General features: G+C 58.5%; 16 protein-coding genes and 1 tRNA gene. 10 read left to right on the top strand and 7 right to left on the bottom strand.

The window, feature by feature from the left end:
* Nucleotides 1-59: 59 nt before the first annotated feature.
* Nucleotides 60-2,429: a TonB-dependent receptor gene (locus KCG45_RS02285; protein WP_218315517.1), complete on the bottom strand. Its 2,370-nt coding sequence runs from the start codon at nt 2,427-2,429 to the stop codon at nt 60-62.
* A gap of 120 nt (nt 2,430-2,549) precedes the next feature.
* Here KCG45_RS02285 and KCG45_RS02280 point away from each other — a divergent pair, with 120 nt between their 5' ends.
* Nucleotides 2,550-3,200, top strand: coding sequence for a TetR/AcrR family transcriptional regulator (locus tag KCG45_RS02280; RefSeq protein ID WP_218315516.1), 651 nt, complete (start codon nt 2,550-2,552; stop codon nt 3,198-3,200).
* Between the two features lie 901 nt (nt 3,201-4,101).
* On the opposite strand, the gene KCG45_RS15650 is transcribed toward KCG45_RS02280, so the two are convergent.
* Complete coding sequence (locus KCG45_RS15650) at nt 4,102-4,296, bottom strand: hypothetical protein (RefSeq protein ID WP_439648894.1); 195 nt, start codon at nt 4,294-4,296, stop codon at nt 4,102-4,104.
* A 604-nt stretch (nt 4,297-4,900) separates the two neighbouring features.
* On the opposite strand from KCG45_RS15650, the gene KCG45_RS02270 reads away from it, so the two are divergent.
* The 6 genes from KCG45_RS02270 (at nt 4,901) to KCG45_RS02245 (ending at nt 16,613) form a co-directional block, all read left to right on the top strand.
* Entirely contained in the window at nt 4,901-6,283 is a 1,383-nt protein-coding gene (locus KCG45_RS02270; RefSeq protein WP_218315515.1) for a DUF11 domain-containing protein, read from the top strand.
* 1 nt (nt 6,284) lies between these two features.
* Entirely contained in the window at nt 6,285-8,081 is a 1,797-nt protein-coding gene (locus KCG45_RS02265; protein ID WP_218315514.1) for a beta strand repeat-containing protein, read from the top strand.
* 72 nt (nt 8,082-8,153) lie between these two features.
* Nucleotides 8,154-10,340, top strand: a complete 2,187-nt coding sequence (locus KCG45_RS02260; RefSeq protein ID WP_218315513.1) for a DUF11 domain-containing protein — start codon at nt 8,154-8,156, stop codon at nt 10,338-10,340.
* Nucleotides 10,341-10,345: 5 nt separating this feature from the next.
* On the top strand, nt 10,346-13,903 hold the full coding sequence (locus KCG45_RS02255; RefSeq protein WP_218315512.1) for a hypothetical protein: 3,558 nt from the start codon (nt 10,346-10,348) through the stop codon (nt 13,901-13,903).
* A gap of 680 nt (nt 13,904-14,583) precedes the next feature.
* Nucleotides 14,584-15,345 carry an AAC(3) family N-acetyltransferase gene (locus KCG45_RS02250; RefSeq protein WP_218315511.1) on the top strand — a complete coding sequence of 254 codons (762 nt, stop codon included), beginning with the start codon at nt 14,584-14,586 and terminating at the stop codon, nt 15,343-15,345.
* Entirely contained in the window at nt 15,336-16,613 is a 1,278-nt protein-coding gene (locus KCG45_RS02245; protein ID WP_218315510.1) for a DUF4910 domain-containing protein, read from the top strand. The genes KCG45_RS02250 and KCG45_RS02245 overlap by 10 nt, the downstream gene beginning before the upstream one ends.
* 178 nt (nt 16,614-16,791) lie before the next feature.
* Here KCG45_RS02245 and KCG45_RS02240 read toward each other — a convergent pair.
* Together KCG45_RS02240 and sppA are read right to left on the bottom strand one after the other, a co-directional pair.
* Nucleotides 16,792-16,866 (bottom strand) — tRNA-Val (locus tag KCG45_RS02240).
* Between the two features lie 83 nt (nt 16,867-16,949).
* Nucleotides 16,950-18,836: a signal peptide peptidase SppA gene (sppA, locus tag KCG45_RS02235; RefSeq protein WP_218315509.1), complete on the bottom strand. Its 1,887-nt coding sequence runs from the start codon at nt 18,834-18,836 to the stop codon at nt 16,950-16,952.
* A gap of 143 nt (nt 18,837-18,979) precedes the next feature.
* On the opposite strand from sppA, the gene KCG45_RS02230 reads away from it, so the two are divergent.
* Both KCG45_RS02230 and KCG45_RS02225 read left to right on the top strand, forming a co-directional pair.
* Nucleotides 18,980-19,996, top strand: coding sequence for an aspartate carbamoyltransferase catalytic subunit (locus tag KCG45_RS02230; RefSeq protein WP_218315508.1), 1,017 nt, complete (start codon nt 18,980-18,982; stop codon nt 19,994-19,996).
* Entirely contained in the window at nt 19,993-21,222 is a 1,230-nt protein-coding gene (locus KCG45_RS02225; protein WP_218315507.1) for a dihydroorotase, read from the top strand. The genes KCG45_RS02230 and KCG45_RS02225 overlap by 4 nt, the downstream gene beginning before the upstream one ends.
* 65 nt (nt 21,223-21,287) lie before the next feature.
* Here KCG45_RS02225 and KCG45_RS02220 read toward each other — a convergent pair whose 3' ends face one another.
* The 3 genes from KCG45_RS02220 to KCG45_RS02210 are packed head-to-tail and all read right to left on the bottom strand — an operon-like array spanning nt 21,288 to nt 24,016.
* Entirely contained in the window at nt 21,288-22,634 is a 1,347-nt protein-coding gene (locus tag KCG45_RS02220; RefSeq protein WP_218315506.1) for an SPOR domain-containing protein, read from the bottom strand.
* Between the two features lie 47 nt (nt 22,635-22,681).
* Nucleotides 22,682-23,278: a type II toxin-antitoxin system HicB family antitoxin gene (locus KCG45_RS02215; protein ID WP_218315505.1), complete on the bottom strand. Its 597-nt coding sequence runs from the start codon at nt 23,276-23,278 to the stop codon at nt 22,682-22,684.
* Between the two features lie 15 nt (nt 23,279-23,293).
* A complete protein-coding gene (locus tag KCG45_RS02210) occupies nt 23,294-24,016 on the bottom strand; it encodes an AAA family ATPase (RefSeq protein ID WP_218315504.1) in 723 nt (240 codons plus the stop codon).
* 303 nt (nt 24,017-24,319) lie between these two features.
* Between KCG45_RS02210 and KCG45_RS02205 the strand changes: the two genes are divergently transcribed.
* Nucleotides 24,320-25,630 carry a DUF418 domain-containing protein gene (locus KCG45_RS02205; RefSeq protein ID WP_255547908.1) on the top strand — a complete coding sequence of 437 codons (1,311 nt, stop codon included), beginning with the start codon at nt 24,320-24,322 and terminating at the stop codon, nt 25,628-25,630.
* The last annotated feature ends 28 nt before the right edge of the window (nt 25,631-25,658 follow it).

Genomic DNA, 25,658 nt, shown 5'->3' with positions numbered 1-25,658 from the left:
AAGAGGTTGGGGCCGGAGAGCACGTTTTCGCGGCGCTCCCCGGTCCCCTGGAGAGAGGGTCAGAAGTTGACTTCGGCCGTAACGTAGAACCTGCGCGGGTCGCCGTAGAAACCCGTCAAAGTGCCTTCGAGGCCGAGTGTTGGAACGAACGGTGTGCCGGGAGGCGTGCCGCCCGCGACGAAGTTGTATCCGGCAACGATGTACTCTTTGTCGAACAGGTTCTTGCCGTGCGCACCGATCGAGAACCGTCCGCTATCGGCGGTGTAGACGATGCTCGCATCGACCAACACAAAACCATCTTGGTCGAGGAAGGGGTTCGGCACTTCGAACTGGCTGGCATCCGAACGGAGCGAAGCATTGCCGAGGAAATCGATGATTCCGTCGGCTGCAGGAATGCCTAGCACGAAGCCCATGTGACCGGTGATATCGGGGGTGTTCTGGAACACCCTCTCGTCGGCAACGTCGTTGCCGAAAGCGTCGATGAAGGTGTTGAATTCGGCGTCGAGAATACCGAGCGACCAGTTGACGTTCAGCCTGCTTCCCTCGCCCGCGAAATCCCGCCCGACCAGAGCGTTGCCTTCAAATTCGATCCCGTTGACGTCCGCGCTGGCCGCGTTCGAAGTGATCCCGATAAAGCTGTCGTTCACGCCGTCGCCATTGGTGTCGAGCCCGACGGAGCCGGGGATCTGCACGTCGTCATACTGGCCAAGGAAGCCCGCAATTGCGATGTTGAGGCGGTTATCCAGCAACGAGGCCTTCCAGCCCAGTTCATAGCTGTCCACAGTTTCGGGCTCGAAGCGCAAGAATTCGAACTGATCATCGAAATCGATATCGCCATCGCCATCGAGATCCGGTGCCGCAGTCGTCTGGCCGCGCGGGTCGAAGCCGCCGCCTTTGAAACCCTGACTGAAAGTGAAGTAAAAGTTGTGATCCGGCGTTGGCTGATAGCTGATCGATGCGCGCGGGTTGAAATCTTCGAACGTCTCACTGCCTTCGAAATCGCTGGTCACCGCAATCGGGATCGCCGCACTGTTCGGATCGAACAAATCGGAGAACCCGCCGATGAAGGTGGTCCGCAGGACGCGGCTGGTCCGCTCGTCATTCGTATAGCGACCGCCTAGCGAGACGCTCAGCGTATCGGTAACGTCGAAAGTGAAATCACCGAACACCGACCATGTCTGCGTGCCCACATCGCCCAGGGTTTGCGCGTTCAATCCCGGAAGGCCGATGAAGTCGCCGGTCGTGAAAAGCGCGACGTCGAAGGCGGTGAAGGCGTCGGCGTCGAGATAGTAAAAACCAAGAACGCCCGAGAGCCGGTCGCCTTCGTAAAGAAGCTGCAATTCCTGGCTGAACTGATCGTTTTCGTAGATGGCCGGGACGTCGAGGTCGGCGGCAGGCAGACTGTCGAAGTCGATCGGCGTGGTCGATTTGTCTTCGCGGTAGCCGGTGATCGATTTCAGCGTGATCGTTTCGGTCAATTCGATCGCGATATTCAGCGCGCCGCCATAGGCCTCGACCTCCTGTTCCACAATGTCCAGACCAGCCCGCGTGTCGAAAACGTCGTCGAGAACCGGGGCGCCCGAGAGCAGTCCGGGTATCAAGCGTGTGCCCTGCCGCGCTTCGCTCTCGTCGATAATGTAATCGCCAGATAGCCGAACGAACACAGGGCCGTTGTCGAATTCGAGGGTCCCGCGTGCGGCCCACACGTCCTTGTTGTAGTTTTCCGTGCCGAGATTGAGGTTGTCGCCAAACCCGCCACGTGAAAGCCGCGCGCCGCTCGCGCCAATCTTCAATGTGTCGGTGAGCGGGGTCGAGCCGGTGATGATAAGATCGGCCTGGTCGAACGACCCATAGGTGCCTCTGATCGAAAGGCTGGGATCGTCGGGCAGCTCAGCCGTCACGTACTTGATTGCGCCGCCGATCGTGTTGCGGCCGTAGAGCGTGCCTTGTGGCCCGCGAAGCACCTCGATGCGCTCCACGTCATACACGTCAAGTACGGCTGCTTGCGGGCGGTTGAGATAGACGTCGTCGACATACAAACCGACGCCCGCCTCGAATCCGGCGACTGGATCCTGCTGGCCTACCCCGCGGATGAAAGCCGTCAGCGTTGTGTTCGTGCCGCGGCTGACCTCGAGTGTAATATTTGGCACCTGCTGTGCGATCTGGGTCAGTTCGAGCACGCCCTGCTGTTCCAGCGCCTCTCCGGTGATTGCCGTTATCGAAAGCGGAACATCGGCCAAACGCTCTTCGCGCCGCCTTGCGGTCACGATCATGCCCTGGCCCTGTGTTTCCATCATGGGCGGCGCGGCGTCTTCGTCGCCGGGAGCGCCCGACGGCTCGCTCTCTTGCGCTGCGGCAGGCGCCGCGAGCATCGCTAAGCTTGCGCAGCCTGAGAACAGTGCAGCGCGTGTGACGAACATCATATTCATAGGTTGGCCCTCTCCCAAAAACCCTTGTGCGCTCTAAGTATTGAAAGTTGAACCAACTTTCAAGTTTAGTCTTGTGCAAGACCGCTTGCGCCCTTAGTGCCAGCGTGGGAGGAGTAGCGAATGACGGATCGAGGGGGCAGCCCGACCAAAGTCGCAGACGGGGCGTCAACGGATGCAAAGATCCCGCGCACAGAGCGCGGACGGCGTACGCTGCGCAAATTGCTTGATGCCTCGGCCGTGGAATTCGGTGAGAAGGGTTTTCACGAAGCGTCCGTCAGTTCGATCACCCGCCGCGCCGGCGTCGCGCTGGGCAGTTTCTACACTTACTTCGATAGCAAGGACGCGCTGTTCCGCGCACTCGTTGCGGACATGAGCGAGAACGTTAAATCGAGTGCACGATCGGCGCTTGTGCCGAATATGAGCGCGCTGGAGATCGAGCAGGCGGCTCTTGCTGCATTCCTCGATTTCGCGCGCGAGCATAAGGAAATATATCGCATTATCGACGAAGCCGAATTCGTCGACCCGGAAAGCTACCGCGCACATTACGAAACGATCGCCGATCGTATTCGGGCTCGACTTGAAGCGGGATCCGCTGCTGGTGAATTTCGAACAGGGCTTGGCGAGCTAGAGGCGTGGGCGGTGATGGGAATGAACGTATTTGTCGGGCTACGCTACGCTGTGTGGAGCGACAATGAGGATGTGCGGACCTCTGTCGAAATCGCGGGCGCGGTAAACGCATTACTCGCAAACGGTATCGCCAAGGGCGACTGAGCGATCGCCAATTTTCCGAGCCGAAGCAATGGTGGGCGCGGTATGAGCTGAGGTTGTGACCAGACCTTTGTGAAGTGCGAAGCCTGTTGCAAGCTGAGACTGCTTAAGACGACAAACTGTGGCAGAGCATTGTGTCATCTCTTTGTTTGGTTTCGGTTTTTACAAGCATGAATTCAACACCGTGTTGGTTGGTTAGATTGGCTGCATTGAGGGCTGTTGCCGAGCTTGCAGCGTTGGATGCTACGATTGATCGACAGCGGGATTGGCAGCTGTCTCGCATCAGAACTTCTGACACGAGCTGCGGCGGAGGTTTGCCGAGTCCGGCTTCGTCTTGGTGGGGCATTTGGGCGGCGAACTTGCGATTTTACAAGCTGCCGTATTCGAGTGTCTGCCTCTTGATCCTTCCTCGTCGTTTTATGATGGCAGGTGCCATTTGGAGTAGGAATCGGCGAGTGTCACATTTCCGAGGTAATTGTGGTGGCGCCGCTGATTGCGGCGCTCGACGAAGGCCTCGATCTGATGCCCATGGTCACCCGTGCATAACGTAGTTGTCCAACCGGATTCGGTTCTTGAGTGCCCTGCGTCAGCGCTCGATCTTGCCCTGGGACTGCGGATGGAATGGTGCATCGCGCACATGAAATATTCTGTTGGACTTAATGTAGTCGGTCAGCTCGCCAGCAATCTAGCTGGCGCCATTGGCACCGAGCAGGCGCGGCCTGTGCAGCGCGCTGACGTGGTCAAAGCCCGAGCCGGCAATTATAAGCTGAGCGTCGCGGAGAGGTTTCGGCCCACTTGGTAATACCTAGCTTGCAGGCGATGATGTTGCGTGAGAAGTCGCCGAGCACGATCGAGAGGTAGACCCGGCTTCACCGCGAGATATCGAAGTGGATGAAGTAGTCTGTCACATCTCGTCCGGGCGGAAGGTCTTGGTTAGGAACATTTCTGCCGCGATTATCAAAGTGGAGGCGGAGCTGGTGATCGGATTATTGGCCTCGAGCAGGCGGTAGATGGTGGATTCCAAGACGAAGTCGCACGTCGCCCCAGTGAAGCGTATCCCCAGCTTCCTAGGCTCCAGCCCACTATGTTCCGGTGCCATCTCGACGATCCGGTGGACATCAAGCAACTCTTATGCGGAATACCTCATTCGTCGTCTTCGCCCATTCTCGTGATGCTTGTTTGAGCAGACGGTTCTCAGCATTAGGTTCAGCCACGCATTCCTTGAGATCGTGCGTCTCTAAGCGCAGATCCTTCATCTCGTCGGCGATAGACTTATTACCGCGCAGGCCCTCCAGCACGATCCGTAATCCGTCTTGGCCAAGGAGCGCCGATGGGTCTTGCAGTATTTGAGGAGTTCAGCATGAATTTGGTTCATTCGTTACAACGTCGAGGCCCAAATCCTCCGTAAATCGCAACCTAACATCTTTACCATCGGTGCCGAACGGGCAGCCGAGATGGAGCAGATCACATCTATTCGCTGGCGTAAGACAATCCGAGGCGCCTCGAGATTTTGGCTTGCGACCAGCAACAAGAACCTAAGCATTCATTAGCCCCATCCTAGGGCAACTCCCTAACCGATTTGTTAACCATTTCCGTTCATTACCCCCTCGGAGTTTCACCGAGGGGGGCGGTGCTTACCCAATTCTGCTGCGCCCACCTCACGAAATGATCTTGATGAACAAAGATTATTCGAAGGCTTGGAAATGCAGTGCGAGTTCGCCGGATACGGCGGTTCAGAAATAGGCGATAAGACCGCGGGTGTTCGCATGGCGAACACGATCCGCTGCGCCTTCGTGCGCGTATTGCTCGGGTTCGCCCTTCTTGCTGCTTCTTCCTCGGCATGGGCGCAAGCCAATATCCACAATGGCGGCGTGCCGCTCAACACCGATCAAAATAGCAGCAACACCGCATCCGGGACGTTGCAAGACCGTGCCAGCGACAGCGCCGCGGGAACGACGCCGTACAACGGAGCGCAGTTCGATTTCGGTTATTCGGTTAACGGTGGCGGTAGGTGGAACGGGGGGGTCGAATACCGGGTCCAGAACGGGATCCAGATCCTCTACCTGCAAGCAACGAATGTCCCGGTTAACCAGAATCGTTTTGCATTTTACACAATCGATTTCACGCGCGGTGTCGAAAACCTGACGTTCCGCATCGGCGGCTTGGATTTTCAGGACACAAACCGCATCCAGTTTTTCTACCAGGGCACGGCCCTGAACGTCTCGACTGCATATTTCACAGGCTCGAGCGTCAACGGCAGCAACGTCATCTCGGCGCAGCTGCTTTCGCCAACGACCTTGGAAGTCGCCAGCCGCAACAATAACGGCGCGAGCCAGGATCTTACTCTAAATTATGGCGAGGTCACCGTTCCGGCCGGCGTGTTGGTCGATGAAGTGCGAGTGCTTGCCGGGAAGAACTCCGGGATCTCCGGCAACAACACCATTTCGTTCTGGAACTTCAATTGGTCGCCCATTCCGATCGACGCTCAGGACGATTCCGAAGATGGAGTAAACGGAGTTGATGGTCAGACCAATGTGCTCAATGTCCTTGGCAATGACACGCTGGATGATCCGAACACGGCCGGTAGCGACGCGGCTACGACGGCGAATGTCACGATTTCACAAGACGCAACCACGAATGCCAATGTCACTCTAGACGAGAGCAGTGGAGAAATAAGCGTGGCTGCTGCGACACCAGCGGGCACCTACACCGTCGATTACACGATCTGCCAGATCAACAGCGTTCCCGCGAATTGCGACAGCGCGGTCGCCACAATTACGGTTTCTCCGCAGGTGGACCTCGCGATCGTCAAGTCGAACGGCGTGGATGAAGTCTTCTCCGGTTCGACCACCACCTACACTTTGACCGTGACGAACAACGGGCCGGACGAAGCTGTTGGGCCGCTAGTAACCGACGCACCGGGTGCAGGGATTTCCTGCGATCCGGGCGCTGTAGTCACAATTACAGGCGACGGCGCTCCTGCCGGCTCATTCGCTTTTTCAGATCTTTCCGGGACCGGCATCACGCTGGGCACCCTCGATAATGGCCAGTCGGCCACTCTTTCTTACTCTTGCCAGGTGAATTGACATGACTTTCTGCAAACAGGGGAATTCGAACATGAAGGTGACAGGAAGCTTCGGACTTCGCCTTCCAATGGGCCGGATGTTCGCGAGTGCGTTGCCTTTGGTGGCGCTTGCAATGCCCGGCACGGCTTTCGCTCAATCAGTGTCGAATACGGCGACTGTAGCGGCCCCTTCGGGAACTACCGATACGAATACAGCCAACAATTCGGCTTCTGACACCGACACATTGCTGGCGAACATCACCCCAAATGACGATAGCGCGAGCACCACTGCGGGTGGGCCGGGCATCACGGACATAATCAGCGTCCTTGGTAACGACGATTTCAACGGCTCGGTACCTTCGGCAAGCGATGTCGACATCACTGTCGCAAGCGGTTCCTCCGTGCCTAGTCAACTGACCTTCGACACCAATGACGGGACTGTCGACGTCGTCGCCGGCACTCCGGCTGGTACATATTCATTCGACTACACAATTTGCGAGGCGGGCCGCACGGACAATTGCGATGATGCGACTGTCACAGTGACTGTTACTGCGCCGGCGATCAGTGCTGACAATGAGACGCTTGGTCCAATCGCAGGGGCTGCTGGGCAGGCCAATATCGAGAATGCTCTCGACGGCGATTTTATCAATAGCGTGGCAGCTTCTGTCGGAGCGAGCGGCAATGTCACCCTTTCGGTGGTAACTGCAGCAACCCCGGTCAACACAGGTGACCCCGTTCCGACCCTCGACATTACGACCGGTCAAGTATCGGTCCCGGCAGGCACGCCTGCGGACGATTACCAAATTACCTACCAGATCTGTGATGTGGTCAATTCCGGCAATTGCGCGACTGCTACAATCGATGTGGAAGTCGTCGCTGCGACCATTGCTGCGACCAGTGACAGCGTGGGCGGCATCAATGGTACTGCGGGAGCAGACGATGTACTGAACGTTCTTCCGAACGACAGGGTAGGCTCCAACACGGCCAATGTCGGCAATGTCGATATTACCGTCGTCACCGCCGCAACCCCGGTCAATCCGGGCGATCCGGTTCCGACTCTGGACATCACAGATGGCAATATCTCTGTCCCTGCGGGCACGCCTGCTGGAACCTACGACATCGTCTACCAGATCTGCGAAGAACTGAACCCGACCAACTGCTCCCGAGCAACCGCGCAGGTCACGGTCGTCGCGCCATTAATTGATGCCGTGAATGATGGTCCTGCTGCCGTTTCCGACGGAGTAGCAGGGGCGGACGACGTCATCGATGTGTTGGGGAATGACGAGCTCAACGGCGGTCAAGCAACCCTCGCCAATGTCGACATCACGGTTGTGACTCCGGCAAGCGGGATCGGCGGCAGCAGCATCGTTCCGGTACTCAGCACCGTCGATGGCACGATCGATGTGCCGGCCAACACTCCCGCGGGCACATATACAATCACCTATCAGATCGAGGATGCGCTCAACTCGGGCAATACCGATACGGCAACCGCAACTGTCGTGGTCTCGCCATCGGTCGACCTGTCGATTGCCAAGACCAACAATGACAACGATGGTGTCATGTCTGGCGACACGCTCACGTACGTCTTGACCGTTTCGAATGCCGGTCCGGATGCCGCCGTCGGTGCAATCGTCAGCGATAGCCCTGGAGCCGGCCTCACGTGCCCCGCTACCGGCACGCTTACATTTGGCGGGACGGCTTCGGCCGGTGCGCCTAGCGGCAGCCCCACTGTCGGCAGCTTGACGGGCGCAGGCGTTGCGCTTGGCACCATCAATGCCGGCGAGAATGTCACCGTCACCTACTCCTGTTCGGTCGACTGAGGCTCAGGACGCGGCTGAGGCGCAACGGTTTTGCCTATGTATCTCTCTCGGAGCCAACTGGGGCTGCCCGGCATGCCGCTAGCGCGCATGCTGACCAGCATCCTCCCGTTCGTCGCGGTTGCGACGGCGGGAGTGCTGCTTGCGCGTGATGTGACAAATACAGCGACTGTTACCTTGCCGGGTTCTGCGGTCGACCGCGACACGTCCAACAACTCCGCAACGCTCGTGACCGATGTATTGGCTGCAATTGCCGCTACCGACGACAGTGCCAGTGATATCAACGGCTCTACCGGCGCGGCAGACGTGTTGAATGTCTTCGACAACGACACTTTGGACGAGGCCGCTGCGTCTCCTGCCAATGCTGGTTTGTCGATCCCACCGGGGGCGACGCTGCCCGCTGGCATTACCTTCGACCTCGCGACGGGTGCGGTTGGCGTATCCGCTGGCACGCCCGAAGGACAGTACAGCTTCGATTACCAGATCTGCGAAACAGCAGCGCCGGACAATTGCGAGATCGCGAGTGTAACGCTCGATGTCGTGCGGACGCTTGGTGAGCTGGCCGGGACCGTTTTCCTCGACCTCGATGGTGACCGCGACTTGAGCGCGCAAGAACCAGTCTTGAGCGGATGGACGGTAGAGGTCCTCAGCGGAGAGACGCTGGTTGAAAGTGCAACGACCGGGGCCGACGGGAGCTACACTTTCCCTGGCCTACCGGGGGGCGCCGAATACGCCATCCGTTTCCGCGACCCCGAAACGGGCGTAGTGTTTGAGGAGATCACCGGCATTCGGCTGGAGGATGGGCAAACTCTCCCCGATCAGAACCTGCCGATCGATCCGTCGGGCATAATCTACGACGCTGTCACGCGTGCGCCAGTCGCTGGAGCGACGGCGACGCTCGTAGACGCCAACGGCACCGCGCTGCCCGAAGACTGCTACATCGATGAATCGCAGAGCGATCAGGTAACCGGGTCGTCGGGCGCCTACCGGTTCGATATCGTCCCTGGGGCAGACGCCGCATGTCCGGTTAGCGAAACGTCATATACGATACTGATCACCCCTCCAGCGGGCTCCAGCTTCAGCTCGACAATTCTGCCTCCGCAGGGCAATTCGCTCGACCCTACCGGGCGAGGCTCTCCTCTACGAGTCAGTACGACACCGACTGCTCCGACCGGCGGGGACCCTGTGTATTTCATCGCCTTCGAACTGGAGGCGGGCGATCCGGACATCATCAACAACCACATCCCGATCGACCCGTTTCTGTCGCGTAATGAACTGATCGTAACGAAAACCTCAACCCGCCGTTCGGCCAGCACAGGCGATTTGGTCCCGTATACCATCACAGTCCGCAACGATGAGGCTTTCCGGCGAGCCGACGTCGATGTCGTCGATGTCTTGCCGTCCGGTTTGGCCTATGTCGACGGCACGGCGCGGGTAAATGGCACGCCGGTCGAACCATCACCCGGTAACGCCAATCGCGAGCTGGTATGGGAAGATCAGATCATTCCGGCCAGTGGTAGTGTGACGTACGATCTGGTCCTGGTCGTAGGCTCCGGGATCACCGAGGGCCGCGCGATCAATACGGCCGTAGCCGAAGATGGCGCTACAGGTAGCTCGATTTCCAATCGCGGAACCGCCGTTGTCTCGATTGTGCCCAGCACCCTCTTTGATTGTTCTGAACTCATTGGTCAGGTCTTCGAAGACAGCGATCGAGATGGGTATCAGGACGAAGGCGAGCCCGGCATCCCGGCCGTGCGTCTCGCCACGGTCAATGGCGAGCTGATCACTACGGACGAATTCGGCCGCTACCACATTGCGTGTGCCGCCGTTCCCGATGCGCGCATCGGGTCGAACTTCGTGCTGCGCCTCGACGAGGAAACACTCCCTCAAGGTTGGGCAGCCACTACAGATAACCCCCGCTCCATCCGGCTTACGCGCGGTAAGATGGGCGAGCTCAACTTTGGTGCGGTGCAAGTCGAAACCAAGAGCTTTGTGCTCGATGCAAGCTCATTTGCCGAGGACGGTTCGATCTCTCCTGAGTTCAGAGCTCGCCTCCTCGAAGAAGCGAATTCGCAGGATCGCAAGCCGATCATACGGGCGACTTATCGGATTGCTCCGTCCGATAGCGAAAACGAAGTGGCCGAGAGACTGTCCGCTATTCGTGACGCGCTGAGAGCTGCTTTCGGTGACCGCCGAAATGGTCACGATGCTCTCATTAGCGTCGACGCGATCCGCGCGGTCGATGGCGAGGGAGAGGAGTGATGCTGATGCGTTTCCCCCTTTTCTCAACGCCATTCCTTCGTTCGGTACGCGCCCCGATGCTGGCTGGCTGTTCGATTGCATCAGTGCTTGTCGCAATCTCGCCAGCAAATGCTGTATCTGGGGGCACCAAGGAGAGCGATGTCGCAGCGCTCGCAAGTCCCGTCGAGGGAGAAGAGAACCCGATAAACTCGACGAGTCGGAATACAGCTGAACCAGGGGTTGATACCGACCCGCACAAGATTGAAGTTCGAGTAGAAGAACGGCGCGCAAATCCAGTGCTCGCTGTACGGTTGGAAGCTGAACATCGCGCAATTCTGCGCGGAGAGCGCGCTGAGTTCGCAACATACAGCAATTACCGCGCACTGGTGGCTCATCGTGAAGTGCGGCTCTTCGAAGCCGGTGCAAGCACCAATTCGATCCCTTATGCCATTCTACCCACGGACAAGCTCGGTAAAGCCACCTGGCAACCGGATGACAGCGCCCCTGCCGACATGTTCTTCGTTTACCGGGTCTATGATGAGGCCGGCCGGTTCGATGAGACGGCACCGCAGGAATTGAGCCTGCTGCAGGAAAGGCCTGAGCAGGATGACCCTGTCGAGCGGCCACTCTTCGGGAGCAGAGACGAGGCGGCTACGCGGACGATAGTGGGCCGACGCGTCTCGACCGTCACCGTGACCGGCCAAGCGAACCAGAAGTCACAGGTCGTGCGGGTTGGAGACCAAAGCGTACCGATCGACGATCAAGGGCGATTTGTCAGCGAACAAATTCTGCCTCAGTCAACCGACGATATCCTGATTACAGTCAGCGAGAATGGATCGGTCCGATATGCGGCGCTGCGTGACATAGAACGCGGCCGCGAAAGCTGGTTTATCGTCGGCCAAGGTGAATTGACGCTCGGTTCGAACTGGTCCGACGGGCCAGCTGAAGAAGTGAGCGGCAGTACGCTGACGGATGGAGAATATGCCATCGGGAGAGCGGCTTTCTACGCAAAAGGACCACTCGGTCGTGATTGGAAGATAACCGCTTCAGTCGATACACGCGAGGCGTTGGTGCAGGATCTGCTGTCGAATCTTGATCGCAAGGATCCGCGCCAATTGCTGCGCCGGCTCAATTCCGAGCAGTTTTATCCGACCTATGGCGATGATTCCACGCTGGTCGAAGATGCGCCTACGCAAGGTCGCTTCTACATGCGCATCGAGAACGGGCTGAGCCAGGGCGTGATCGGAAACTTCGTCGCGCAGGCGACCGGAACCGATCTGGTGCAACTGGATCGCGGATTGTTCGGCGCATTAATTGACCTCAATTCGGCTGAAACAACAAGCTTCGGTGAAAGGAAGGCCGAACTGCTCGCCTTTGCTTCCGATCCCGGTACTGTTCCCGCTCGCGAGGAGTTTCGTGGGACGGGTGGATCGCTCTATTTCTTGCAGCGGCAGGATATCACGATCGGGTCGGAACGCGTGCGCGTTGAGGTACGCGACCGCGAGACCGGGATCACCCTGGAGAGTTATGACCTTAATCCGCGTCAGGATTACGACTTCGACCCTTTCAACGGAAGACTAACGTTGCTCCGTCCGCTTTCGTCGAACGCCCGCCGCAGCGACACAGTGCGTGAAGGCAGCAGTTCGGGCGATATCCCAGTGCTTGTAGTGCGTTACGAATACACGCCCGGTATCGGCAGCTTTGATGGCTATACCCTGGGTGGTCGCGGAACCGCGTGGCTCGGTGAAAACGTCCGATTGGGCGCAATCGCACAGAGAGACACCGTGGAAGAAGCGGATCAAACCCTTCTTGGTGCCGACCTTCTGATGCGCCTGACGGCCGGTACTTACATCAAGACAGAATTGGCTCAGAGCGACGGACCAGGTTTTGCTCAGGCCAATTCTGTCGATGGCGGGCTTTCTTTTGCCAACATCGCGAACCCGGGTTCGGGCCAGACCTCAGAAGCTTTTCGCGCCGAGTTAGGGGTCGATTTTGCTGAGCTTGCGAAAGTTCAGGGTGATCGCGGCAGCGTTTCAGCGTTCTTTGAACACCGTGATCGCGGGTTTTCGGCAGCCGGCAGCCTCGCGCCCACCGAAACACGTCGATGGAAATTGGCAGCCTCGGTTCCTGTGGCAGATAGCGGAAGACTGAGTGTCGGCTACGACGAATTCAAGGCGGAAGACCGCGGGACGAGCCGCACCGGCGAGCTGGATGTTTCCAATCGCTTTGCTGTAGCCGGCGGGGGCCTGACGACCAGTATCGGGGTTCGCTATGACGATCTCGCGCCCGGCATATTGTTTAATTCGGCGCAGGATGGCGAGCGGACGGACACCGCGCTGGAGGTGGAATTCCAGCCCGCTGGCAGCAATCTGGTGGTCCACGCTTTCGGTCAGGCAACGCTTGATCGCGATGCCAGCCGCGGCCGAAATAACCGCGCGGGCATTGGCGGTAGCATCGAAGTGTCTGATCGCACCTCGGTCAGAGGCGAGATGTCAGGCGGCGACGGAGGTTTGGGCGCAGATTTGCAAGTGAACCAGCGCCTGGGCGATGGATCAGAAGCGTATGTGGGATACACGTTACTGGCCGACCGGACAGACACCGGGGTAGAGCCACAAAACCTGTTTACCACGCAGCAAGGCGGCGCGCTGGTTGTTGGCGGCCGGCAGCGTTTTTCGGACAGCTTGTCGGTATTTGGCGAAAACCGCACTAGCGTAGGCGGAGTGGCAACTAGCCTGTCGCGAAGCTTCGGCCTGCAATTCGCTCCGAATGAGCGAATGAATGTCACGGCGTCCTTTGAAAACGGCGAAATCGATGACCCGCAAACAGGTCTCTTCGAACGTGTGGCAGCTTCTCTCGCCTTCGGATACACCGCCAAGGACTTCCGCGCTGGCTCAGCCGTGGAGGTTCGCCGCGAAGAAGGCGAGGGCGGGGGGGCGTTCAGCGATCAGACCGTCTGGCTGCTGCGCAACAATCTGAGCTATACAATCGATCCCGATTGGAGAGCGCTTGCACAGCTTAACCTTGCTCGGGCAGATACCGATGGCACATCGATAAGGGCGGCGGAATTCACCGAAGCCATTGCCGGTTTAGCCTGGCGACCGGTTGACAACGAGCGCATCAACGGCCTCTTCAGGTTTCAGTTTTTCGAGGACCTTGGGCCGGTTGGCCAGATTACCGGATCCAGCGAGATCGAGAGCCCGAGACAGGTCAGCACAATTTTCAGCGCTGATGTGAATTTCGATTTAACGCAGAAGCTGACACTCGGCACGCGATATGGCTATCGGGATGGCCGCGTATCACTCGGTCGCAATTCGGACGTGTTCGTCAGTTCGGAAGCACACCTCGCCGTCGCACGACTCGATTACAATGTCCTGAAGGCATGGGACGTTCTCGTAGAAGGTCGGGCTCTTTGGGTGCCGCTCGCAGACGATCAACGCCTGGGCGGTCTGGGTGCGATTTATCGCCACGTAGGTGATCAAGTGAAAGTTGGCGTCGGATATTCCTGGTCAGATTTTTCGGACGACCTCACAGATCAAAGCTATTCCAGCCATGGGCCTTTCATGAATATCGCTGGCCGATTTTAGGCAGCCGAGACGTTATGTGGCGAAGCCCGCTCGTTATTGATCGTCGATACCGGCGGTTTTTGAGGCAGCCCGTATGATCTCAGGAAATCCCTTGCTGACGTCAGTTGGGCTCTTTCGATTTGGAGCACCATCGAAATGCTAAAGAGCGGCGATATCTATTTGGCTGGATGCTGATTTGGCGATCGCTCACACTCTATAAGCGGCGAGCAGTTACGGTGAGGCTCAGCCGAAATTGCAAGCCCAAAGAAGTCAGAAGGTCGGGTGCTGCCGCTGACGATTGGGAATCGTGAGACGGTCGGCAGCTTGGATCTTTTGCCTGATAATCCCCTAAGTCCCTTTCAAGAGGCCAAACTAAGCTGGCCGCGTTATTTGGGCCCTGGCGGTGGCCGCGATCGCCTTGGGAGTCGCGCCTGTTTTTTATGGGCTATACAGACCGGAAAAAGCGTAATCCTCGCGTCCATATGAGGAGGATGGATTTCAGGTCTCTCTCTGCGGTGCGCCGCCAAACGATCCGGCGAATGGCTTGCTGCCCACTGACTGGAGGAATGAGTTCCGCTCGCCGCGCTTGGAAACTGGACTTGCAACTTCATCTGGGCAAATCGGATGACCGACTGTTGTTTGGATAATGAAACTGTGGTCAATCTTGACTTTCCTGTCATCGTTCACGGGAGCATACAGAAATGACCACGCCGAAAAATCCTTTTGCAAAAGCTTCGATAAAGCCCGGCAGTACTCTTCTGTTGCACAGCTCAATCACGCGAACTCTACAGCAGAATCGCATGAAGCCTGAAGATGTTATTTCTGCAATATTGGAGAAGCTGGGTCGTGAAGGAACTTTACTTCTTCCTCTATTCAACTTTGACTTCAATGAGGGTGTGCCTTTTGATTATAGATCCACTCCAAGTCATATGGGGGCCCTGACTGAAATTGGCCGGAAATGGCCAGGGGCTGTGCGAACTGGACACCCGGTTTATTCCTTCGCCGTAATCGGCCGGAATGCGTCCGAATTTGAGGGAATGGACAACAAATCAGCTTATGGTCCTGACTCCCCCTTTGCCAAACTACGCGAACTCGAGGGAGAGATTGGCGTTATCGATCTTCCAGACCAACAATCGATGACCATCTACCATCATGTGGAGGAGATGCTGGAAGTCCCGTATCGATTCCACAAGGATTTCACAGGTACATATGTGGACCGCGAAGGGATGACCACAGAGCGGACGTACAGCATCTACGTCCGTGATCTGGACGCGGGCGTAAAAACGAGTGTGGACCGAATGGGTGAACGCTTGTGGGCGAAAGGTCTTTATCGGGGAGATCGACCGAAAGAAGACAGTGGACTTCGAATCATAAGCGCTAATGATCTGTTCGATGAAGTCGAAGCTGTCATTCGGGCCGGAGAAGCTGAGCAGTACCTATTTGAGTTAGACAAATGCGCGTAGGCGAATGGTGTTATGAACTCGCTAAGGAGCTTTGGCCGATTCCGAGGTCGCTTACCGGCCCAGGAGTTCGGCAAACGCTTGAAAGGCTGCGCCGCGAGCTTCCGCTTCTCAACATCAAATCCGTGCCGACTGGATACCAGGCTTTTGATTGGACCGTGCCCGATGAATGGTGTGCAAAGTCCGCCTTTATCGAAACCCCTGGAGGAAAACGCATTGCTGATTTCTCTGAAAACAACCTTCATCTCATGGGGTATTCGGAACCAGTAGACGCTACCCTCGATCTGGATGAGCTCCAGGAACACCTCTATTCGCTACCCGATGAGCCGGATGCCATACCCTATGTTACGTCATATTATCGTAGGCGTTGGGGTTTCTGTTTAACGGATAAAGCGCGAAAAGCGCTATCCAATGGCAAATACCGCGTCCACATCGACTCAACCTTGGAGCCGGGCCATCTAAACTACGCAGACATCATTATTCCTGGTGAGAGCGAGGACGAAATCTTCCTGTCAACATATATATGCCACCCCTCGATGGCGAATAATGAATTATCTGGGCCCGTTGTGACCGCCGCGATTGTCCGTTGGCTACAAAGCAAAAAACGCAAATATACGTACCGTATTGCTTTCGTGCCCGAAACTATCGGTTCACTCGTGTACCTCAGCAAGAATCTCCCACATTTGAAAGCCAGGGTGGTCGCGGGTTTCAATATCACCTGTATCGGCGATGACCGCGATTATTCATATCTCCCTTCCCGGAGAGAGAATTCAATTGCCGACAGAATTGCCGTTCATGTGCTGACCCATCAAGCCCCAGCATTCACACGTTATACGTGGCTGGATCGTGGCAGTGATGAACGCCAATACTGCGCCCCTGGCGTCGACCTACCCATGGCATCGATCATGCGTTCAAAGTATGGCGAATATCCTGAATATCACACGTCGAAAGACACGCTTGGAGGTGTGGTGACCGCATCTGGGCTCGAAGGTGGTTATTTGGCGTTAGAGCGGGCGATTACCGTTCTTGAAGAGGATTTTGTGCCAAGAGTTCGGGTTCTTGGTGAACCGCAATTAGGTAAGAGAGGTCTTTACCCGAATGTGTCCATTCGCGGATCGACGGATCACGTCCGTGTAATGATGAATATGATTTCATATTGCGATGGTGAGCGCTCGCTATTCGAGATTGCGGAGAAGATAGGACGCCCGTTCTGGGAGCTTCGACAAGCCATTGAACCGCTTGTTGCTGCGGACCTGATTAGTGTCACTTAGAGTCCGGTTTGGAGGTTATCGCAGCGTAGCTAGTCGCTACGATTTCCTCAATCCCTCAGACGAATAGCAAGTTCAACGTGCCAGCCTCTCATGGACCGTCGTTGCTTAAAACGGAATATGGCTCGGCAAGAGTTATTTGGCTTTTTGTTGGCCCTTTAGCGTAAGCATCTGGAAACAATGGTGGGCGCGGCAAGGATTGAACTTGCGACCCCACCCGTGTGAAGGGTGTGCTCTACCCCTGAGCTACGCGCCCGCTCGCTTGCCTTGAGGCAAGGGCAGGGGGCGCATTTACTTTGCCGTCTCTGCCGTCGCAAGAGTTGCCGATTGTGGCCGGCGCTACTTGGCGACCAGCGCCCGAAGCACATCAATGAGGCCCACTGCGCCTTTGCTGCGGGCGGGCGGAGCATCGGCCGGGCATTCAAGGCAATAGGCCTGAATACCGCGCGTGCCTGTTAGCCGCTCGGCATCGGCCAGCAGGCGCGAGAGCGTGATCTCCCTCTGATGCGCCGCTGTGGCAAACAGGTCCGCGCTGCGCACCTGCTGAGCCGGGGTTGATGAGCCTGCCAGAATTTGCCGAATGAGCGAATCGTAGTTTGTCGCCTGCGCGCCGAGGAACCGGGAGTGCCAGCCGCCCTCTTCCAGACCGGCCTCCTTGGCTGCCCATTTAACCGCGTCGTCAAGACCGCCGAATTGGTCGACCAGTCCAAGCTGACGGGCCGAGCCGCCGTCCCAGACACGCCCTTGAGCAAGGGTGTCGATCTGCGCCGGGGTCATGCCGCGCGCTTCGCTGACCCGCTCGAGGAAATCGGCGTAGGTATCGGTAATTGTGGCTTGCAGAATCGTGTCCACCTCGGGCGTCAGGCCCGCAATGAGGTCTGGCTGCCCCGACAGAGGTGTGGTCCGATAGCCATCGGAGCTGACGCCGATTTCCTGTGCTGCGTTTTCGAACGTTGGCAAGACTGCAAAGACGCCGATCGACCCGGTAATGGTTTCGGGTTGCGCAAAGATCCGGTCGCTCGAAGTGGCGACCCAATATCCGCCACTCGCTGCGACATTGGCAAACGAAACCGCGACCGGAATGTCCTTGGCCTTGTACCGCGCGATTGCCCGGCGAATCTCTTCCGAAGCCGTCACCGACCCACCGGGCGAATTCACCCGTACGACGAGAGCGGCGAGATCATCGTCGAGAGCATCGTTGAGCAAGTCGGCGATCCGCGTCCCGCCAGCGGTGCCCGGTCCGGCGTCACCGTCCACGATATTGCCGGCAATCGTCACGACGCCGATGGCCTTGCCACTGGTCGAACGCGAGGTATCGGCAAGGTATGGCAGGAAATCGCTCTTCGCGTAGCTGCCAGGGCTCTTGTCCCAATCGTCAGCACCCACGATCTCGGCCACGCGGTTACCGAATTCGACGGAGTCGCCAAGCTTGTCGACAAGTCCCGCGGCCAACGCAGCTTTTGCGAGGTCACCCTGACTGGCTTCGACCCAGGCGACCGGATCCTTGGTCACTTGGTCGAGATCTATGGCCGGGCGGGCCTTTTTTACGTTGGCCTGCCATTCTTCCCAAAGTGCGCCGTAGAGCGCGGAGATGTTTTCCCGCGCCTCATCCGACATGGAATTGCGTGAATAGGGTTCGACCGCGGCCTTGAATGTGCCGACGCGGTAGATGCGGGCGTTGACGTTCAAACGGTCGAGAAGGTCGGCGTAATACAGATTGTTGCCTCCGGGCCCCGCAATCAGCGCGCCTCCCAAGGGATCGGCCCAGACCTCGGACGCGTGGGCGGCGAGGTGCATGTGATCATCGCCATAGGCGAGTGCATAAGTGAAGACCGGCTTGTCCGCCTTACGGACGCGCTCCATCGCCTCGCCGACTTCCTGCAGGTGAACCTGCCCGCCTCCGATGAACGTGGTGAGGTCCATCACCACCGCTTTGATGCGGTCGTCGCTGGCGGCTGCATCGAGTGCACGAACAAGATCGCGCGCCTGAAACTCCATCGGAGGAGCTTCCCTGGCAAGCAGCGCGGCGAGGGGATCGACTGCGGAGCGCTCTTCCACGACATATCCCGAGATATCCATATAGAGAGCGCCATCGCGCACCTGACCCGGATTGGGCGCAGCGGAAAGCAGGCTGAACAGGGCAACGAAAAACAGCAGCATGAAGATCAGGACGAGACCATCCTTGACCCCAACCAGGAATTTCCAGATCTTGCCGACAAAACTCATATATCATGCGCCCTTAATGTCGCGGCACGCGGCCGCGATTGATTTCTCGTCTCATCTAGGGACGAAACCGGGTCATTTCCATTGTGAAGTGTGCAACCAATGGGTTGAGCAGGACATACCGCTCGACTAAGGGCATGGCTTTAATGACAGGTACGGAAACTTCCACGACGTCTGGCCGCTTTCCCGCGGGACGTCTCGCATTCCCGCATCGCGATCTGACCGGGATCGGCCAGCTGGAGCGACATGAGATTCTCTACCTGCTCGATCAGGCGGAGCAATGGATCGAGTTGAACCGGCAGAGCGCGAAGCATGTCGGTCTGCTGACCGGACTCACCATTATCAATGCCTTCTTCGAGAACTCCACCCGGACCCTGCTTAGCTTCGAAATCGCGGGCAAGCGGCTGGGGGCCGATGTCGTCAACATGCACGCCGCACAAAGTTCGGTGAAGAAGGGCGAGACGCTGATCGATACGGCGATAACGCTCAACGCCATGCGTGCCGATGCGATCGTTATCCGGCACGGGTCGAGCGGGGCAACACAATTGATTGCGGACAAGGTCGATTGCCCGGTCCTGAACGCTGGGGATGGTAGTCACGAACACCCGACGCAGGCGCTTCTCGATGCGCTCGCACTGCGGCATAAACTGCGCGAGCGCGGAGACAGCGCCGAGGATTTCACCGGGCTGACGGTCACGATTTGTGGAGATATCCTGCACAGCCGGGTCGCGCGCTCGAATATCCTGTGCCTGCAGGCTATGGGCGCTAGCGTGCGCGTCTGCGCTCCGCCCGCGCTCATGCCGACAGGTATCGATGCGCTCGGGGTGGAGCCGTTCTTCGATTTCGGCGATGCGCTTTCGGGGTCTGATGTGGTGATGATGCTGCGCCTTCAGTCTGAGCGCATGGCGGGACAATTCATCCCGTCGGAGCGCGAATATCACCACCTCTATGGTCTGACGAAAGCGCGGCTCGACCATGCAGCGGACGATGCAATCGTCATGCATCCCGGGCCGATGAACCGCGGTGTGGAAATTGACAGCGAAGTTGCCGACATGCTCGACCGGTCGATTATCACGCAGCAGGTCGAGATGGGCGTGGCGATCCGCATGGCTTGCCTCGACATCCTGACACGCGCCGCGCGCGGGGTGGAGGGCTGGACATGAAACAGACGCGCCCCTTGGCGATCGTGGGCGGAAGGCTGATGACACCCGGCGGGGTCGTGAGCGGCGCTATCCGGCTCAAAAATGGTCTGATTTCCTCGATCGGGACTGAAACATCGGCTCGGGACGGGGACGAAGTGATTGATGCCAAAGGCAAGTTGGTCGCCCCCGGGATCGTGGATCTGGGTGTTTTTGCGATCGATAAGCCCGCATTTCGCTTCGGCGGGATCACGCGCGCTGCGCTGATGCCCGATCAATCTCCGCCGCTCGATTACCCCAGCCGGATCAATTACATCGCCAAGAGCGGAAAACCCGATCTCTGGGTGCATCCGCTCGCCGCCGCCACGCGCGGTCTGGAGGGGCGGGAGCTTGCAGAGATTGCTCTCATGAAGGATGCGGGCGCGCGCGGTGTTTCGACGGGCCGCAGCTGGATAGCCGATAGCGGTGTGATGCTGCGTCTGCTGCAGTATGCAGCGATGCTCGATCTAGTGGTGGTCGCGCATTCCGAGGACGCCGCGCTTACTGGGGAGGCTGCCGCGACCGCTGGCGAAATTGCGACCCGGCTCGGCTTGCCCAGTGCGCCTGCCGAGGCGGAAGCGCTCGCGCTCGCGCGCGATATCGCGCTCGCCGAAATGTCAGGCGCGCGCCTTCATTTTCGGCAAGTGACGACGGCACGCGGTTTCGCGCTCATTCGCGATGCCAAAGCGCGGGGCGTCAAGGTAACCTGCGGTATAACGCCCGCGCATTTCATGCTTTCGGATCTCGCTTCGGTCGATTTCCGCACTTTCACGCGCCTGTCACCTCCGCTCCGCTCAGAGGCCGACCGGCAAGCGGCGCTTGCCGCCATCGGTGATGGCGTCGTGGACGTGATTTCGAGCGGCCACGATCCGCGCGGACCCGAAGGCAAACGGCTTCCTTTTGCCGACGCGCAGCCGGGTATGGCAGGGGCCGAAACACTGCTCGCGATGACGCTGGGGCTGGTGCGTGATGAAGTTATCGATACCGCGCGCGCGTTTGAGCTGCTTGCGACCAATCCGGCAAAGCTGCTGGGCGTCGAAGCGGGGGCTCTGGAGGCGGATCTTGAGGCCGATATCGCGATTATCGACCCCGACGCACCGTGGTTCGTCGATCGCAGCAGGATGAAAGCGACCGCCGATAACACGCCGTTCGACAGGCAAGGCGTTCAAGGACGGGTGAGCACACTGTTTAAGGGCGGCGTGCGGGTCTAGTCCTGCAAAGAAAAACCCCCGAAGCGTTCGCTCCGAGGGCTAATCTTTAGAACCGAAGACCGTATTTAGCGGGTGCGGGCGGCAATCCGTACGCCGCGATCCACGGCACCTGCTGGCGGGCTGGAAGCAGCATAGGCGAAGCATCCGCGGCCTGCCGATTTTACGGCCGAGCACATCTTGTTCGCGGTCGACTGGCCGAAACCGGCAGCCGCGACGCGGAAATATGTGGCTCCGTTCACCACAGCTTCGGTGATCACGACGTCGTGGTTCTTCAGCTGAGGGAATTTCGCGGTAAATTCGTCCCATTTGGTTTCAGCGACGGCGCGGCTGTTGAAGCTACCGAGCTGGATGAGATGCGTTGCGGCTTTGCCGGTCGCGACCGCCATGCGGCGCTGCGAAGGCGATTTTGCAATGCGGGTCGGTGCCGGTTTTGCAGCGGGTTTGGTGACAGCTTTGCTCGCCGTTCGAACAGGCAATTTCTGAACGACGGCCTGCGATATATAGCGCCGAGCCGGCTTCGCGGCAGGTGCCGCTGCAGGCGCAGGTGCCGCAGCGACTGCGGCGACCGTGGGCGCAGGCGCAGCCACTGGCTCTTCAGCGACGAAATCCGCTGCGACTTCCACGGGAGCCTGCGCGGTGGCTTCGGCCACCATCATGTCCTGGCTTGGGAAATTGGAAAGCGCGAGATAGGTCGGCTGACCGCCGTCGCTCGACGGGCTGACACCGAGCAGATTTGCGACGCGGATCTGGTGATCTTCTGGTTTCGCGTTTGCTGCCCAGCTGGACAGGCGTCCTTTAAGTTCATTGGCAGGCACGTCTTCTGCCGCCATCACGCTGGCTGCGCGCCAGTTTCCAGCCAACGCATATGTATAAGCGAGGTTCTGACGAACCTTGGCGGTATTGTGGCCACCGCGCAGGGTGTTGGTCAGGATATGGATGCCGCGCTGCGGATCACCGGCCAATGCGTAAGCCAGGCCGAGATCGGCAGGGTTAATCGCAGCTTCCCAATTGCGGAGCATGGCGACAGCATCACTGTGGTCACCCATGGCAGTCTTGGCGAGCGCGTAGCTCAGCACCGTGCGAGGGTCCTCATCGCCCAGTTCCAGAGCGTCGTTGAAGCTGGTTGCTGCGGAGGCAAACCGGCCGGATTCGAGATAAGCTGCACCGAGCATAGCGCGGAAACCCGGATTGCGGGGCTCGGAAAGGACTGCAGCCTCTGCGTGCGTGACAGCCTGATTGACCTGACCATTTTCAAGAGCGACCTGCGCCTTGGCAAAGGAGCTTCCTGCTGGGGCAGCGACCGAAGTCGTGCAACCCGTCAGGGCAACACTGGCCAAGGCCGTCGTCATGATCAGGCCAAGCTTTGGCGAGTTGATTACGCCCTTTTCGTTCTGACTATTGGTCACGGCCATTGTCCTAATCCCCTGTCCTGTATTGCTCATTTGACTGGCAGTTAGCTTCAATTGGGTTTCATGCGCTCGGCGAGCGCATCAAGTTCTGAGAATTGCTCGAGCATCGTGTCGAGCGCTTCCGTCACCAGCGCCTGTGCGCTGATGCCCTGCATCGTGGATGCAAGGCGCAGTTTGAGGTGTCGTTCCGCGTCGAGACGCAGGGTGAATGCTGCGCGCTTACCGCTTTTTACGGCGGCCTTGGCTTTCTTGCCGACCGATTTGCTCTTGGGCGCAGCTTTCGGCAGTTCACCGAAATGTTCGGCGCCGACGCTGTCCATCACGGCATTGGCGAGGATGCGATCGGACAGGTCCTTTTGCTGGCGGCGTACGATCGGGCTTTTGCCGATCGAGCCGTCCTCGTTCGCAGCTCTGGATGCAATCGATAAAATATCGGCGGTGTCGCTCGGCCCGGCAATGATCGAAGTGTCGGCATCATCCTGACCCATGTCATTCCAGCCGAGATCTTCAAGTTGCTCGTCGGCGAGGGCGGCCATGGCCGCCGGATCCTGAGGCATCGGTGCAAGCTGCGGACGCATTGCGGGTTTCGCGCCGCCTTTGCGTGCGAGCAGAGCCGGGTTGAGCGAGGCGAAGCTGGCTTCGGACATCACGCTGGGCGCTCCTTACTGGGCGACCCGGCGGCCGAAACCACCAGCTGCGCGTCCGGCGTTAACAGCCTGGGCCTGTCCTCCTCCTGGAGGGGCGGCAAAAACGGTTCTGCGGAAGTTCTTTTCAAGGCGGTCCGAGATGTATTTCCATAGCGCGGTTATTTCCGCTGCACTGCGACCCTCGGGCTCGACTTCCATAACCGTACGGCCATCGATCATCGATGCCGCAAAATCGGTGCGGTGGTGTAGTGTGATCGGGGCCACGGTACCGTGCTGCGACAGCGCGACGGCGGCTTCCGATGTAATCTTGGCTTTCGGTGTGGCCGCGTTCACGACGAACACCAGCGGCTTGCCAGCGCGTTCGCATAGATCGACTGTCGCGCCGACGGCGCGCAGATCGTGCGGGCTGGGCCGCGTCGGTACAACGATCAGCTCTGCAACGCCGATCACCGACTGAATGGCCATTGTAATGGCCGGTGGTGTATCAATCACAGCAAGCTTGAAGCCCTGCTGACGCAGTACGGCAAGATCGTTCGCAAGCCGTGATACTGTAGTCTGGGCGAAAGCGGGATATTCCGCTTCACGCTCGTTCCACCAATCGGCTAGCGACCCCTGCGGATCGATATCAATGAGTACAACTGGACCAGCGCCCGCGCGCTGAGCCTGTACGGCCAGATGTCCGGAAAGGGTCGTTTTCCCCGATCCGCCTTTCTGCGATGCCAAAGCAAGTACACGCAACGCCAGGTCCCCCTATTTAAGACCGCCAATTAAAACTGCTTCTGCCGCTCGATTGCGGCTGAGTGAGACTGGGATCGCAGACTACCCCTAATTTTGGGTTAACGTTGGCGGCACCGTGCTGACCTGCGGTGCAAGGCCGGCGGGGGACAGGCACGGAGAAGCGGCCAATTGTTCTGACGCATTACGGAGCGGCGATCGCCGCGGCTTGATCGTCTTGGCAAACTGCCGTGCAAGGCATTAACGCTCTTTTTCTCAAGCGAACTGCTGCTACGATCCGAAGACGGGATACATTGGGGATCGCATATGACTACAGCGCCGACGCCGGATCTGCCTAATGCGCAGCAGGCGGCAAAAACCGAGCGCACAGGTGAAGGCGCTGTCGCGCCAGTGACCGCAGGCGAGCGCATTCACAGTCTGGATTTCATCCGCGGGTTCGCCGTGATGGGCATCTTGGCGGCCAATATCGTGGCTTTCGGCCAGCCGTTTCAGGCTTACATGTATCCAGACGCGTTCCTGACGGAGCATGGCCCGTTATCCGATTGGTTGCTCGTAGCGCAGTTCGTCTTGATCGATTCCAAGATGCGCGGGCTTTTCACGCTGCTTTTCGGTGCGGGGCTGTACCTGTTCATGGAGAGGACGTGGGATCGGGGCGGTACGCGGTGGCGGCAGATGTGGCGCTTGTCGATCCTGCTGCTTTTTGGCCTGATCCATTACTTTCTCATCTGGGCCGGAGACATCCTGCTTTATTATGCGATCATCGGCTTTCTGGTCGTGCCGTGCCTGAAATGGAGCGCGAAGGCGCAGCTCTTTACCGGCCTCATCGGATTTGTGTTCGGCGCTCTGGTCTATTCGGCGATTCTGTCCTTTCCATACCTGATTGCCGAAACATCCTTGGGTCAGCAGCCTCAATTCAGCGAGGCTCGTGAAGGGATGTTATCTGCGCAGACATCCGCGCTCGCCGATGCGGAAGTCGAGACCGCGCTGATCCGATCGGGCGACTACCCCGGCGTACTCTCCCACCGCGCCAACGAACATGGCACCGACCCTATCGCAAATGTGCTGATTTTTGCTCTGGAAACGTTCCCGCTGATGCTGCTCGGCGTCGCACTTTACCGTCTGGGGTTCTTCAGCGGCGAGTTCGCCTCAAGCAAGATGCGCCAGTGGGGCTGGGCAGGATTGATCGTCGGCGGCATGTTGAACCTCGGCATCGGATTGTTCCTGAAGAGCACCGGCTTCGGCTATTACGCGATGCTTGCGGCTTTCGTCGGCTGGAGCTCGATTCCGCAGTTAATGATGGTGCTTGGGCTGGCGGCTTTGCTGGTCGAATATTCAGGTCAATGGACAGGCGCGCTGGCCGAGCGCGTGCGGGCCGCGGGAAGGGCCGCATTCACCAATTATCTCGGCACTTCGATCCTGATGCTGTTCGTATTCCAGGGCTGGGCACTCGGATTGTTCGGGGAGCTTGGCCGTCCGCAGCTTTATCTCGTGACGATACTTACCTGCGCGTTGATCTTGCTCTGGTCGAAGCCCTGGCTGGAGCGGTTCCGCTATGGCCCGCTCGAATGGCTGTGGCGCTGTCTCACTTACGGCAAGCTGTTCCGGATCAGGCGCTGATTTGGGCAATTGAACTTTTGCGCTTGCT

This window comes from Erythrobacter ani, assembly GCF_019204025.1.
Lineage (GTDB): Bacteria > Pseudomonadota > Alphaproteobacteria > Sphingomonadales > Sphingomonadaceae > Erythrobacter > Erythrobacter ani.
Note: the sequence above shows the minus strand (reverse complement) of the source record. Positions and strands in the feature narration are given on the sequence as shown.

What these genes read in the sequence shown, in the direction of transcription:
- KCG45_RS02265 (WP_218315514.1), top strand. Translation starts at nt 6,285, where the DNA reads ATGACTTTCTGCAAACAGGGGAATTCGAACATGAAGGTGACAGGAAGC.
- KCG45_RS15650 (WP_439648894.1), bottom strand. Translation starts at nt 4,296, where the DNA reads ATGGCACCGGAACATAGTGGGCTGGAGCCTAGGAAGCTGGGGATACGC.
- KCG45_RS02255 (WP_218315512.1), top strand. Translation starts at nt 10,346, where the DNA reads ATGCGTTTCCCCCTTTTCTCAACGCCATTCCTTCGTTCGGTACGCGCC.
- KCG45_RS02245 (WP_218315510.1), top strand. Translation starts at nt 15,336, where the DNA reads ATGCGCGTAGGCGAATGGTGTTATGAACTCGCTAAGGAGCTTTGGCCG.
- sppA (WP_218315509.1), bottom strand. Translation starts at nt 18,836, where the DNA reads ATGAGTTTTGTCGGCAAGATCTGGAAATTCCTGGTTGGGGTCAAGGAT.
- KCG45_RS02220 (WP_218315506.1), bottom strand. Translation starts at nt 22,634, where the DNA reads ATGGCCGTGACCAATAGTCAGAACGAAAAGGGCGTAATCAACTCGCCA.
- KCG45_RS02260 (WP_218315513.1), top strand. Translation starts at nt 8,154, where the DNA reads ATGCCGCTAGCGCGCATGCTGACCAGCATCCTCCCGTTCGTCGCGGTT.
- KCG45_RS02285 (WP_218315517.1), bottom strand. Translation starts at nt 2,429, where the DNA reads ATGAATATGATGTTCGTCACACGCGCTGCACTGTTCTCAGGCTGCGCA.
- KCG45_RS02230 (WP_218315508.1), top strand. Translation starts at nt 18,980, where the DNA reads ATGACAGGTACGGAAACTTCCACGACGTCTGGCCGCTTTCCCGCGGGA.
- KCG45_RS02215 (WP_218315505.1), bottom strand. Translation starts at nt 23,278, where the DNA reads ATGTCCGAAGCCAGCTTCGCCTCGCTCAACCCGGCTCTGCTCGCACGC.
- KCG45_RS02250 (WP_218315511.1), top strand. Translation starts at nt 14,584, where the DNA reads ATGACCACGCCGAAAAATCCTTTTGCAAAAGCTTCGATAAAGCCCGGC.
- KCG45_RS02270 (WP_218315515.1), top strand. Translation starts at nt 4,901, where the DNA reads ATGCAGTGCGAGTTCGCCGGATACGGCGGTTCAGAAATAGGCGATAAG.
- KCG45_RS02205 (WP_255547908.1), top strand. Translation starts at nt 24,320, where the DNA reads ATGACTACAGCGCCGACGCCGGATCTGCCTAATGCGCAGCAGGCGGCA.
- KCG45_RS02280 (WP_218315516.1), top strand. Translation starts at nt 2,550, where the DNA reads ATGACGGATCGAGGGGGCAGCCCGACCAAAGTCGCAGACGGGGCGTCA.
- KCG45_RS02225 (WP_218315507.1), top strand. Translation starts at nt 19,993, where the DNA reads ATGAAACAGACGCGCCCCTTGGCGATCGTGGGCGGAAGGCTGATGACA.